Genomic DNA, 12,149 nt, shown 5'->3' with positions numbered 1-12,149 from the left:
TTTCACCCTTCCAATTCGTTGAGCAGTTGATCCATAGTGGAGAGCCGCTTCGCGCGACCACCATCGGCATTCACCTGTTTTAACGCGACTTGTGTTGCCATTTCCGCCAGCGTCGGATATTCGAATATCAGCCGTACTGGCAACGCCTCACCAAAGCGCTGCGTGAAACGTGCCGATATCTGAATTGCTGTAAGCGAGTGGCCTCCTACCTCAAAGAAGTTGTCATGACGGCCCAACTGTTCCCCCCCCAACACTTCGGACCAGATCGCCGCTAGCGCTTCTTCCACCTCACCTTGAGGCGGTTCATACTGCGAGCCACTGGCTAACTCCGGCTCGGGCAGGGCCTTGCGATCCACCTTGCCATTAGCATTCAGCGGCAGTGCCTCGAGCGTGACCACGACGCCCGGCACCATATAATCCGGTAGCTTTTGACCCAGCGCTTCACGTAGTGAGCTGGTGTCGAGTTCACTGTCGGCTTGGGGAACTACATAAGCGACTAACCTAGAACCACCGGGGCCTTCTTGGGCGACCACCACCGCTTCGCGAACTTCCGGCTGAGCTAATAGCTCGGCTTCGATCTCACCTAGCTCGATCCGCAAGCCACGGATTTTTACTTGATGATCAAGGCGGCCCAGGTATTCGAGCTGACCATCATCACGCCAACGCACTAGGTCACCAGTGCGATAGAGGCGTTCGCCCTCTGTGAACGGATCCGCTACAAAACGCTCCGCCGTTAGATCACTGCGATTGAGATATCCACGAGCCAGGCTTACTCCCCCCAGGTACAGCTCTCCCGCCACGCCCGGTGGAACCAGGTTGAGTCCACCATCCAAAACGTAGGTACGAGTACCGCTGATAGGCCGCCCAATGGGTATTTGTCGATGGGTTTCATCACGGCACCACCAGTGCGTGACGTGAATAGTGGTTTCGGTGGGGCCATAGAGATCATGTAAGTGGGCACCATCAAGACACTCAGCTACATCTTGCTGCAGCGTCGCTGGAACGGCCTCACCACCGCACATAATATGCTTGAGCCGTGTTTTGGCCTTGACATCAGGATAAGCCAGGAAAGCCTTGAGCATTGAGGGCACAAAGTTGAGCGTGGTAACGCCTTGCCGCTGGATCAGCTCGATAATGCGCTCAGGATCCCGATGGTCGCCTGGTTGGGCAATCACCAAACGTGCCCCGACACTTAGCGGCCAGAAAATCTCCCATACTGAAACGTCGAACCCGAACGGCGCTTTGTGCAGTACAGCATCCGCATCGGTGAGCTGGTAGGTCTCCTGCATCCAGACCATGCAGTTGGTTAAGGCATCATGGCGGATGGCGGCGCCCTTGGGTCGCCCAGTGGAGCCCGAAGTGTAAATCACGTAGGCGAGGTGCTCGCCGTGCAGCGCCACCGCTGGATCGGTAGAGGCGTGATGTGCAACGTCCAGCCGATCCAACTCAACAACGCTTAGGCCATCCGCTACCGGCAGTGACTTGCGCAAGTGGTGCTGAGTCAGCAGCAGCTCAATGCCGCTATCTTCGGCGATGAAGTCCAGCCGCTCCGAGGGATACTCCAGATCCAGCGGCACATAGGCGCCACCCGCCTTGAGAATCGCCAGCAACCCCACCACCATCTCGATGGAGCGCTCCATAGCGATGCCCACTCGGGTCTCTGGCTTTACGCCAAGGCCGATCAAATAGTGTGACAGGCGGTTCGCGTGGGTATTAAGTTCAGCGTAGCTGAGTGACTGATCAGCAAATACGAGCGCCGTGGTTTCAGGGATTGCCGCCGCTTGTTGCTCAATCAAATGATGAACTGGCGCAGCATCGGAATATCCTTGAGTGTTTACTCCCCATTGGATAAGTTGCTGCTGCTCAGAATTTTCAAGCAACTCGATATCACCCAGTGCCTGCCCTGGTGACATAAGCAACCTTTGCAGCAATGTCTCAAAATATCCCGCAAGGCGCTGAATGGTCTCAGGCTCGAACAGCCCCGACGCGTAAACCATGCTAAATTTCAGCTGTCCATCAGGGGACTCCCGCACCTCTAGTGTTAAATCGAACTGAGCATCCTGCTGTAGAAACCCTGACTCAGTCAGTGTCAAATCGGGCAATGTCTGAAAGCCAGAGAGATCCTCTTGCCGATAGTTGAACATGACTTGGACAAGTGGGTTATGAGTCGAATTACGTGTGGGCTGTAGCGCTTCAACAAGCTGCTCAAAAGGTAAGTTTGAGTGCGCCAGGGCACCGATAACAGCGTCTTGACACTGTGTCAGTATCGTTTCAAATGAGTGGCGACTATCGATGTTATTGCGCAATACCAAGGTATTAACAAAAAACCCGATTACCCTCTCTATTTCCTGACGCTGCCGATTAGCCACCGGCACTCCCACGCGGATCTCTTGCTGCCCGCTATACCGGTGCAACAGTCCTTGAAAGGCTGCCAAGAGCACAGTGAAAAGGCTTATATTCTGACTCTCGGCGAGTCGGCGCAGGCCCACTTGGAGCTCGTTGGAAAGAGAAAACCCATGCTGACCGGCACGCTTGGCCGTTGACGCCTGCCGGGGATGGTCGGTTGGCAAGTCCAACACAGGGTGCTCGCTGCCAAGCTGTTGTTGCCAATAAGCAAGCTGTCGCTCTCCCTCACCGTCTGCCAGCCAGTCACGCTGCCAACTTGCATAGTCAGCGTATTGGACACTCAACTCAGGCAACTGAGCAGGCTCACGGCGCATATGGGCACGATAAAAGGCCACCAACTCATCGAGTATGATCTGCATCGATACGCCATCGGAAATAGTGTGATGCATGACCACGACCAAGGCATAGGCATCGTCGCTCACACACAGCAACGCAGCTCGCAACAGCGGGCCTGTTGAGAGATCGAACGGCTCATCATTTATCCGTCGTATCGTGTCATCTTCACGCTGCTGAGCTTCCTCAGCAGGCATGCCACGAAAATCGACGACTTCCAGGTCAAAGGTAGGGTCAGGCCTAATTAACTGTTTAGGCCCCCCATCCTTATCAACGTAAAACAGAGTACGCAACGACTCATGCCGGGCTACCAAACCGTCAAAGGCATCACGCATTGCTGCAGTGTCCAATTGGCCTGATAAACGCAGAACGCCACCGATATGGTAAGCCGTACTCTCAGGTTCTAGTTGCCATAAAAACCATAGGCGTTGCTGGTCATGGGAGAGAGGCAGTGGCTCGGCACGGTGTGTAGGTGACAATATTGGGATCGGCGAGCGCCCCGAATTGGCATGATCACTGCTGATACGCTCGACTTCATTTGCCATAGCGCCCAGTGAGGAGTGTTCAAACACTGACTTAGCTGAAAAATCAATCACCCAATGATCGCTAATGCGTGAAGCCAACTGCACCGCCGCCAGAGAATTACCACCGCTGGCGAAGAAGTGGGCGTCTCTTCCTAGTGGCTTACTTTGCGACAGGGTCTCGTCATCCCCCAGCACTTGACGCCAGAGCTTCGCTAACGCCTGCTCCGTTTCGCTCCCAGATTCCGCGGTAGATTGCGATGCCTTACTACCACTGGCGTCATCGCCGCCGCCGCTGACAAAATGCCCAAAGGCGTGAATGGCGTAGGCATCCAGGCTACCCGCTTCCCAGCCTTGGCGGCAGGCACTGCGCTGCAGTTTGCCGCTGGAGGTTTTGGGGAGACCGCCAGGGTTGAGTAGTAGCGCGACAGAAAGCGGCTCATGGCAGGCGGATCCTACCGTCTCACTGAGCGCCTCGATCAGCTTTTCAGCGGGTACCAGTTTCTGCATACCACGGGAGACTTCTGCCGCAACGCCGATCCCTTCGGCGCCTTTCGGCGTGGTCACGGCAAAGGCCGCCACGCGCCCTTTGCGCACTGCTTCCACTTCCGCCTCAACAGCGCTCTCAATATCCTGGGGGTAGACGTTATGGCCGCGCAGAATGATCAGGTCTTTAATACGCCCGGCGATATACAACTGCCCTTGGTGTAAAAAGCCTAAATCGCCGGTGCGTAGCCAGCGATCGTCTTGGGCGTTATGGCCTTCTGCTTCGGCATCGTGAGCATCGCTATCGTGAGCACCGGTACGTTGCCAGCTAACGCCATCACGAGTGACAAAGGTTTTGGCTGTTGCTTCGGGGTTGTGCCAATACCCATGTGCCACGCTTGGCCCGTTGACCCAGATCTCGCCGACGTCTCCTTCGGGCAAAGAATGAAGCCCCTCGGGATCGACAATGTCGATTGTGTGATCTGGCTCTGGGGTGCCGCAGCCTACCAGCGTATTGCCTTCAACCGCTGAAGCGGCCTTCCCCTCGGCCAGCGACTGTTGCGAAAAAGCCGTGCCCACTACGCCTGTCCCGCGTGAATTGCAGCTGACCAGCAGCGTGGCTTCAGCCAAGCCATAGCAGGGTGCAGCGGTATCAGCGGCGAAGCCCGCCGGGCGGAAGCGTTCAATAAAGCCAGTGAGGGTTGCGTGGCGTACCGGCTCGGCGCCTGAGAACGCGACCCGCCAGCTAGACAAATCGAGTGTCTCAATCTGTTCGTCGCGGAGTCGCTCAAGGCACAGCCGGTAGGCGAAATCGGGGCCACCACTGATGGTACCCCCGTAGCGAGAGATCGCTTCCAGCCAGCGTATCGGCCGCTGCAGAAAGAAGGTCGGGCTCATCAGCACGGCGGGAATGCCACGATAGATAGGCTGCAGCAGGCCCCCGATCAGCCCCATATCGTGATAAAGCGGCAGCCAACTGACGAAGACATCATCAGCACCTATTGAGAAACCTGTCTCGATAGCGCGCTCATTAGCCATCAGATTGCCATGGCTGACCATAACGCCTTTGGGCGTGGCCGTGGAACCGGAGGTGTATTGCAAAAAGGCGAGATCATCACGCTTTGGGTGATGCTCGACCCAGTGTTCAGCGCGACTCTCATCTACAGCATCCACGGGGATCAATTCCGCACTACCGAAGCCTTCACTTGCCGATGCGACCACATCGATAATCGTCGTAGAGGTAAGCACACAAACAGCCTGGGAGTCGGCGGCAATAGCGAGCAGGCGCGCCAGGTGCTGCTGCTTGGCCGACTCGGGAGGGAAGACCGGCACGGCAATCACCCCGGCATACAGGCAGGCGAAGAACGCCACCACATAGTGCTCATCGTTATCCAGCAGGATCAAGGCACGCTCACCAACCGCGAACCGCTGCTGTAGCTCGCTGGCCAAAGCACGCGAACGCCGCTCCAGGGTGGCGTAATCAAGGGTGGTTTCACCTTGAGCGTTCACCACAATCAGCGCCCTGTCGCTGGGCCTTTCACGGGCTAAGCGACTTAAATGCTCGACATAACTTTTAAAAGCATCGTTTCTAAAAGCATCGTTATGGGACGGGTGGCTGTTCATTGTCTGGGCGTGCCTTATATTCATATGCGTACCTGCTGGAACTCCTGGCCGTGGCGTGAGATTGAGCCGCTGTATTCAGTCTTTGGAGAGGTTGCCGTGGCCTTCCGCCATGGCGACAACAACTTTGCGCGGCCCTTTAAAGGGTGTCCGTGCGTGGGCGACCAGCATGTTGTCGAGCATCAGCACATCGCCCGCCTGCCAAGGGAACATCACTGTTTCGTCGGCCAGTACGCCGCGGATCTCATCGAAAATGGCATCGTCAATGGGGCTGCCATCGGCAAAGAAGACGTTGCGCGGCATGTCTTCGGGGTCAAGCAGCTCTTCTAGCGATTCACGCACTTCTGGCTGCAGGTTGGAGACATGGAAAAGGTGGCCCTGGTTAAACCACACCTGCTCACCGGTGACAGGGTGAGTCTCTATGCTTTGACATAGCTGGGTAGTACGCAGGTCACCATCGGGTTTCCATTCACAGCGAATCCCCGCGCGCTGGCAGAATGCCTCCACTTCACTGCGCTCTTCGGTGTTAAACACCTGTTGCCAAGGCATATCGAAATCGCCGTAGTTGCGTACGTAGAGGATGCCAGGGGCAAAGCGCTCACGGATCTCTACTGGCATACGACGGTATATGGCTCGGCTATCGGCTATCGGCGTCTCCCCCCCTTCGAGGGAAGCGGTGACACAGTGGAACCAGATTTTCATCGGCCACTCGCGGGTGTAGGCCTGCTCATTGTGGAGTGGAATGTGTTGATGGGCGGGATATTCGGTCGAGGTATAAATGCCCGATGAAACCGATGAGCGTGGCGTCGAGGCGAACTCATAGCTCAGCAGAGGATGACCAAAGGCGGCGGCAAACTGCTGAAAATCATCAACCGTCGGCACGTCGAAGCCTCTTAGTAACACGCCGCCTACCCTGGCCACTAGAGTCTCGATATCAGCACGCAACTCGCTAAAGGCTTCCAGCAGCGACTGCCCTGGGTAGGCAGGAGAAATCATAATAGGCAGCTCTGAATCAGCTGGCCCCTGACGTTTGGATATGGCGTTGATTTGTTGCGTTAATGTTGCACTTTGGCTGTCCATTATTGAGCTCCTAAAATTCGTTGAGTAGCGTTAGCCTTGGACATAACCCAGGGCTGCCGCATAGCCACACGGCGCTGGCAGCGGCCATGCTTGCAAAGGTGATGAAATGGGAAGCGAGTGCTCAAGGTTGTAGGTGTCTGGCAGCTCTAAAGAAGGGGTGACTGAGAGCGACTGCAAATGATCCGCAATGCCCAGCCCCAAGGCTTTGAGCACCGCCTCTTTAACCACCCAGCGCTCCATAAAGGGCAGTGAGTGGTCGAACCGCTCACTCGGCGATAGCACCAGTCCTTGCAGCGGCGCCAGTTCGGCCTCAGGTCGGCAGCGCTCAATATCGACCCCCACCGCGCCGCCGGGAGCAAGCGCGATCAGGGCGACATGGCCAGAGTGGGAGACATTGAAGATAGGCCCATCAGCGTTTTCCAACGCTGGTTTGCCGTAAGCGTTCTGAGTGAACAGCAACTTTTCTGGCGCTATACCGGTGTGCGCTGATAGCAGTCGCCGAAGAGCCGCGCGAGTCGCCACGGCGCGTACGACATCGGCGTGACAGCGATGCCGCTGGGCGCGCTGCCACTCGGCTCGACTCAGCAACCGATCATCTTCGTCAGCCACCGGGGCGTTCAGATCGAGCGATAAGCGCCAGACTTCAAGCCCCTCAGGAGCCCCTTCAGCTAACTGCAGGCGCTGCATAAAGCACCTCCTCTAGCCGTAGGGTCAGCGCCTGCTTGATGGCTGCCAACACCTGCCTTTCCTGCTGGCGAATAAAGAAGTGTCCTCCCTCGAACCAGTTCAACGAGAACGCACCGCCTGCTTCGCGCTGCCACGCTTCCAAGCGCACCTTCTCGATCTCATCATCGAAGCCCGCCAAAGCCTTTACCGGGTAGTCGAATGGCGTCCCGCTGCGATGACGAAAACTACGGCAGAGACGATAGTCCGCCGCTAACACATCGAGAGTGAGGCGCAACAGCTCCGGGCTTTCGAATACCTCCTCTGGCGTGCCGCCCTGTTGGCGAAGATCCGCAATTAGGGCCTTATCGTTATCAAGACCCGCCAAGCGATCTGAATCACGCATTGAGGGCGCTGCACTCCCCGAGGCGAATAGCTTTCGTGGCTGAGGGCGCCCCACATCGCGCAAGCGTGCCGCCATGCCATAGGCCAGCAGCGCCCCCATGCTGTGACCGAACAAGGCAAAGTCGCCGCGCATTCGCGTTGCTTGCTCTTCACACAGCCGCACCACCTGGGTCTCGAAGTCATCGATAAGCGGCTCGCCCAGGCGCTCGCCACGTCCAGGTAGTTCAACAGGATGCACCTCGATCCAGGCGGGCAACTGACGCTTCCAGCGCAGATACATAGTGGCACTGGCACCAGCACAGGGCAGACAGAGCAGCTTTAAGCGCTTAACCTGCATTCACCTGCTCCGCCTCGCTATTAGCTTGTTCATCCATCCACTGACGCAGCGACAGCGGGCGCATATCGGTCCAAGTCTTTTCGACGTAATCGAGGCAGGTTGGCTTATCGCCAAGTACACCCGTATCTGTCCAGCCCGCAGGAATCGCCTTCCACTCGGGCCACAGGGAATACTGCTCTTCGTGGTTGACTAATACGCGGAAGACACCATCTTCACGATCAAAACAGCTTGTCATGGAACTAACCTCACCGTTGTCTAAGAAATGAGAAAATAAACACAATTGCTTCTCATTACATAATGACGAGTGAGGTATATAGAAATTTAATGCTGGGGAGAAAGAAAGTAGGAAAAATACGCGTGAGGGCAAACGGCTCTAGTGCTTAAAAACATGAAAGCCGTTAAACCATCAAGGAAGAAAACCAGGGGGGAACAAAAAAAGAATGGGCAAAAAGCGATGATTTGTCAGTTGCGCTCATCACTGCGGGGGATCATCCCCGTTAGCAGCCATAGCTGTTCGGCTTCATGAAATACCCTGCGATGCTGAGAAGAAGCCGCTAGCCACGCATGGAACGCCTCGCGATCAGCATCACTCAACGACTCTTCATGCTCGCGCATCAGCCAATCTAGCGCCACTTGCCAAACGGCATCATCGCCGCTGTCGTTATCCATCGTTACAGTCAAACCTCGCTACTGTTGCCTACCATCGACCAACTGACTCGGTAAGCGCCTAGGGTTTCAACGCTATCGTTGTTCGTTGACAGTGTAACAAAGCGACCACAAAGAAGGGACGGAACGTAGGCTTACCGATCTGGCAACGTCTGACCTTGAAGCGACTGGCGGCAATGAGTCAGTGCATCGCGAATCATAAAGTTAACTAACGTGGTGGAAATACCTAATAAGTGGGCCACTTCCCGCTGCGTATGGCTCCCCGACCGGTAGAGCTCAAAAGCGCGCCGCGTACGCTCAGGTAGCTCGTCCAACGCGTCCACCACCTGAGCCAAGGCCTGACGATCAATCGCGATCACCTCTGGAGAGTGTGACGCATAAGAGGCAGCCTCCCCCTCCTCTTCTTTGGCAAACAGCGTTGACTCAAATGCCGAACGGCGGCAACGGTCAATGGCGAGGTTGCGCACCACACGTGACACGTAGGAGATGGGCTGCTTCACCTCAAAAAGCGTGGTTGCTTCTGAAATTTTTAGATAAGCATCCTGCACAACATCATCGGCTTGATCAGCATTGCCCAAGACTCTTGCGGCGACACAGCAGAGCCGGGGCCGCTGATTAACGAAGATATCTTCTAACTCAGCGCTCCAGGTCTGGGTATCCACTGATTGGCCTCCTGCCTTAACTAACACCACAAAATAAATAACAATAATTATTATTTGCGTTAACGAGCAGTAAAGTCAATCAGAGAGGCCTAATCCTCTTTTCATAACGATATGCTTGTACTAAACAACTGATCTACCAAACCAAAAACGTCTACTGTCATCGCCACGTCATGGATGGTTAGTTACCTTTACCAAATGATTTGATAACAGCCATACAAGCCCCCAGGAGAAACGACATGCTTGAGAGCGAAAACAGCTTGCTGGAAACAGTTAAGCAAGCAGCCTATGAGGCTGGCGCGCTGTTGCGTGAGGGGTATTCGCAAAAGGGGCGAATTGCATTTGAGCAAAAGGGAACATCTGACTTCGTTAGCTACTACGATACGGCAGCCGAAAGTATCATTATCGACTGCATCAGCAGCGCTTTTCCCGATATCGCTTTCCTTGGCGAAGAAAGTGGCCTGACGCCCACCGATAGCGACTATACCGTGATCATTGACCCCCTTGATGGCACCAGCAATTTTCTACATGGCGTGCCTCACTTCTCGGTGTCTATTGCGGTCACCAAAGGCGATGCGCTGATCATCGGTGTTGTCTATCAACCACTGCTTGATGAAATGCTCTGGGCAGGCCAAGGCACAGGCGCCTTTCTCAATGATCGCCCATTAACAACACCAGCCCCTCGCCCGCTGACCGAGATGCTGGTGAGCACTTGCCTGCCTTACCATGCCAAAGGCGACTGCACGACAGCGCTAAATCAACTTGCTGCCCTAATGCCCCAGGTGGCGGGTATCCGCAGCCCTGGTTCAGCGGCACTTGAGATCGCTTATCTCAGCCTAGGTCGGTTTGATGCTTTTTGGTCGCAAGGCGCCGCGCTCGACTTCTGGGATATCGCTGCCGGTATTGTGATAGCTCGGGAAGCTGGATACACCGTCACGGATATCTCTGGTGAGGAAAATCCTGTTCAATGGAACAGCCTAATTGCTGCGCACCCCGAACAGCATAGCCAACTGCTAACATGTTTAAGCTCTTGCTAACAAAAGATCCGCTCCACCCCTAATGCAAGTCAGTTAAGCCGACCGGCATTATCTGATGGGCTGGTTTTTTTGTTTAATAAGTGCCTGACGATGACTCCACCCCAGCCCTCCGAGCCGCCCTCGTCACTCCTGCAGGCCCTACCACTTTGTCATTCCCGCAGGCCCTTAGCGGGAATCCATGTTGACCTGGGGTTTGCGCTGCTGCAGGTCAAGGTCAAGGTGGATTCCCGATAACCCCACTCGGGAATGACGGTGCGGTGACTCAGGAATGACGGCGCTGTGGCCGCTTTGCTATATGGAGCTAGGGGATAATGCTAGTCAGCCTTAACTGACTGATATTACGCACCATCCCTGAGTTCAAACGCCGTATTGAGCGTTGATAAAAATAAGCCGCTGGACCTGGGGTATGCCCTGCTTATTTTTTATGCTTTCCTCCCTGGCGCGCTTTGAAGCGCGGATTCGTTTTACAAATGACATACAGCCGTCCGCGACGTTTAACCACTTGGCAATCAGGATGGCGGTTTTTGGCGGACTTGAGCGAGCTAAGTACTTGCACTCTATATATCCTCTACTTAGCGCCAGAAGAGCGGCGCGAAACCAAACCGAAGCGCTGCTGAAAACGCGCCACCCGACCTTCAGCAGAAACTCTGCGTTGCTCACCGGTATAGAAAGGGTGAGAAGCACTAGAGACATCCAGGTCAATCAACGGGTAGGTATTGCCATCATCCCAAACAATCGTCTGCTTTGAGGTGCAGGTAGAACGGATCCGGAACGTGGTACCGCAACTGGTGTCGCGGAACACCACGTAGCCATAAGCAGGATGTATGCCCTTTTTCATATTCAATTCCTTCAAGCATAATTGATACAAGATAACATAACAATTAGATATGATTCTCATTAACATGTAAAGATTATCTTGCTGGCCTACCTTGTTGGCTCGCAACTGAACACTTTACCCCGCAGCACTACGCTAGCGGCCAATACTCAAACTCTCGTAAGGCTTACCTAAGCCAGCCGACAGAAATATTTTCATTTTTTGTTAAAAATGAGAACCATTAGCACTAGAATGGAACCATTATTATTAACCCTATCGCCAGGAGTCATTCATGTTCGAGGTCAAAGGCGCTACCTTTGAAATCAATGGTAAGCAGATTCTAAATCCCATTGACCACAGCTTTCATGAGGGCAAGGTTTACGGCTTGATTGGCCACAATGGCTCGGGAAAGTCGACGCTAATTAAGCTGATGGCCCAGCAGCAACCCACCAGCCAAGGCGAGATTCACTTTGACCAGCGCCCACTGAGTGACTGGGGAAACCGCGAGTTCGCTCGTCAGGTAGCTTACCTGCCCCAGCATTTGCCCAGCGCTGAAAGCCTGACTGGACGCGAGCTGGTGGCTTTTGGCCGCTACCCTTGGCACGGCCTGTTGGGTCGCCATAACCAGAAAGACAAAGACGCCATTGATCGCGCCATCGCCCTGACCCACACAGAGGCCTTTGCCGACCGCTTAGTCGATACACTCTCCGGCGGCGAGCGTCAGCGGGTATGGTTGGCCATGCTACTCGCCCAGGGAAGTCGTTTCTTGCTGCTCGATGAGCCACTAGCAGCACTGGATATTGCTCACCAAATTGAAGTGCTAGCGCTGGTTCGCAAGCTATGCGATGAGCTGAACCTTGGCGTCATTATTGTATTGCACGATATCAATATGGCGTCGCGTTACTGCGATGAATTGATGGCACTGCATAGCGGTCGCTTGCTGGCCCATGGCAGCCCAGATGATTTGATGAGCTGCAGCACCTTAGAAGCGATTTATGGCCTACCGATGCAGGTGATGAAACACCCCAATGGGGAGCACAATATTGCCGTGGCCCAATGAGTGAAGGTATACCGACGCGCTAATGCCAGACGAGATCACTGTGCACATTAGCGCGCCTATTT

At 54.9% G+C, this 12,149-nt stretch carries 11 protein-coding genes; 2 read left to right on the top strand and 9 right to left on the bottom strand.

The features are described 5' to 3' along the window. Nucleotides 1-2 precede the first annotated feature (2 nt). The 7 genes from NF683_RS11645 to NF683_RS11615 all read right to left on the bottom strand — a co-directional run bounded on the left by NF683_RS11645 (nucleotide 3) and on the right by NF683_RS11615 (nucleotide 9,179). A complete protein-coding gene (locus tag NF683_RS11645; RefSeq protein WP_253920064.1) occupies nucleotides 3-5,393 on the bottom strand; it encodes a non-ribosomal peptide synthetase in 5,391 nt (1,796 codons plus the stop codon). A gap of 51 nt (nucleotides 5,394-5,444) precedes the next feature. Continuing rightward, a complete protein-coding gene (locus NF683_RS11640; RefSeq protein ID WP_089038953.1) occupies nucleotides 5,445-6,446 on the bottom strand; it encodes a TauD/TfdA family dioxygenase in 1,002 nt (333 codons plus the stop codon). 30 nt (nucleotides 6,447-6,476) lie between these two features. Beyond that, nucleotides 6,477-7,133 carry a 4'-phosphopantetheinyl transferase family protein gene (locus tag NF683_RS11635; RefSeq protein ID WP_089038954.1) on the bottom strand — a complete coding sequence of 219 codons (657 nt, stop codon included), beginning with the start codon at nucleotides 7,131-7,133 and terminating at the stop codon, nucleotides 6,477-6,479. Beyond that, complete coding sequence (locus tag NF683_RS11630) at nucleotides 7,111-7,851, bottom strand: thioesterase II family protein (RefSeq protein ID WP_089038955.1); 741 nt, start codon at nucleotides 7,849-7,851, stop codon at nucleotides 7,111-7,113. The genes NF683_RS11635 and NF683_RS11630 overlap by 23 nt, the downstream gene beginning before the upstream one ends. Beyond that, a complete protein-coding gene (locus NF683_RS11625; protein WP_089038956.1) occupies nucleotides 7,841-8,086 on the bottom strand; it encodes an MbtH family protein in 246 nt (81 codons plus the stop codon). The genes NF683_RS11630 and NF683_RS11625 overlap by 11 nt, the downstream gene beginning before the upstream one ends. 227 nt (nucleotides 8,087-8,313) lie before the next feature. Next, nucleotides 8,314-8,520, bottom strand: a complete 207-nt coding sequence (locus NF683_RS11620; protein ID WP_089038957.1) for a FecR/PupR family sigma factor regulator — start codon at nucleotides 8,518-8,520, stop codon at nucleotides 8,314-8,316. 131 nt (nucleotides 8,521-8,651) lie between these two features. Further along, nucleotides 8,652-9,179 (bottom strand): RNA polymerase factor sigma-70, encoded by a 528-nt coding sequence (locus NF683_RS11615; protein WP_041157719.1) that lies wholly within the window; start codon nucleotides 9,177-9,179, stop codon nucleotides 8,652-8,654. A gap of 236 nt (nucleotides 9,180-9,415) precedes the next feature. On the opposite strand from NF683_RS11615, the gene NF683_RS11610 reads away from it, so the two are divergent. Then, nucleotides 9,416-10,213, top strand: a complete 798-nt coding sequence (locus tag NF683_RS11610; protein ID WP_089038958.1) for an inositol monophosphatase family protein — start codon at nucleotides 9,416-9,418, stop codon at nucleotides 10,211-10,213. 415 nt (nucleotides 10,214-10,628) lie between these two features. On the opposite strand, the gene ykgO is transcribed toward NF683_RS11610, so the two are convergent. Together ykgO and NF683_RS11600 are read right to left on the bottom strand one after the other, a co-directional pair. Continuing rightward, complete coding sequence (ykgO, locus tag NF683_RS11605) at nucleotides 10,629-10,769, bottom strand: type B 50S ribosomal protein L36 (protein WP_082072625.1); 141 nt, start codon at nucleotides 10,767-10,769, stop codon at nucleotides 10,629-10,631. A 12-nt stretch (nucleotides 10,770-10,781) separates the two neighbouring features. Continuing rightward, the gene (locus NF683_RS11600) at nucleotides 10,782-11,051 is read right to left on the bottom strand and encodes a type B 50S ribosomal protein L31 (RefSeq protein ID WP_253920063.1); all 270 of its coding nucleotides are present in this window, start codon (nucleotides 11,049-11,051) and stop codon (nucleotides 10,782-10,784) included. A 268-nt stretch (nucleotides 11,052-11,319) separates the two neighbouring features. Between NF683_RS11600 and NF683_RS11595 the strand changes: the two genes are divergently transcribed. Further along, nucleotides 11,320-12,087, top strand: coding sequence for an ABC transporter ATP-binding protein (locus NF683_RS11595; RefSeq protein ID WP_089038960.1), 768 nt, complete (start codon nucleotides 11,320-11,322; stop codon nucleotides 12,085-12,087). The last annotated feature ends 62 nt before the right edge of the window (nucleotides 12,088-12,149 follow it).

The sequence above is a fragment of the Halomonas sp. MS1 genome (assembly GCF_024182575.1).
Taxonomy (GTDB): Bacteria; Pseudomonadota; Gammaproteobacteria; order Pseudomonadales; family Halomonadaceae; genus Vreelandella.
Note: the sequence above shows the minus strand (reverse complement) of the source record. Positions and strands in the feature narration are given on the sequence as shown.

Excerpts from the sequence above, each read along its gene's own strand:
- NF683_RS11610 (WP_089038958.1), top strand. The coding sequence starts at position 9,416 with ATGCTTGAGAGCGAAAACAGCTTGCTGGAAACAGTTAAGCAAGCAGCC.
- NF683_RS11635 (WP_089038954.1), bottom strand. The coding sequence starts at position 7,133 with ATGCAGCGCCTGCAGTTAGCTGAAGGGGCTCCTGAGGGGCTTGAAGTC.
- NF683_RS11595 (WP_089038960.1), top strand. The coding sequence starts at position 11,320 with ATGTTCGAGGTCAAAGGCGCTACCTTTGAAATCAATGGTAAGCAGATT.
- NF683_RS11645 (WP_253920064.1), bottom strand. The coding sequence starts at position 5,393 with ATGAATATAAGGCACGCCCAGACAATGAACAGCCACCCGTCCCATAAC.
- NF683_RS11630 (WP_089038955.1), bottom strand. The coding sequence starts at position 7,851 with ATGCAGGTTAAGCGCTTAAAGCTGCTCTGTCTGCCCTGTGCTGGTGCC.
- NF683_RS11640 (WP_089038953.1), bottom strand. The coding sequence starts at position 6,446 with ATGGACAGCCAAAGTGCAACATTAACGCAACAAATCAACGCCATATCC.
- NF683_RS11620 (WP_089038957.1), bottom strand. The coding sequence starts at position 8,520 with ATGGATAACGACAGCGGCGATGATGCCGTTTGGCAAGTGGCGCTAGAT.
- NF683_RS11600 (WP_253920063.1), bottom strand. The coding sequence starts at position 11,051 with ATGAAAAAGGGCATACATCCTGCTTATGGCTACGTGGTGTTCCGCGAC.
- NF683_RS11625 (WP_089038956.1), bottom strand. The coding sequence starts at position 8,086 with ATGACAAGCTGTTTTGATCGTGAAGATGGTGTCTTCCGCGTATTAGTC.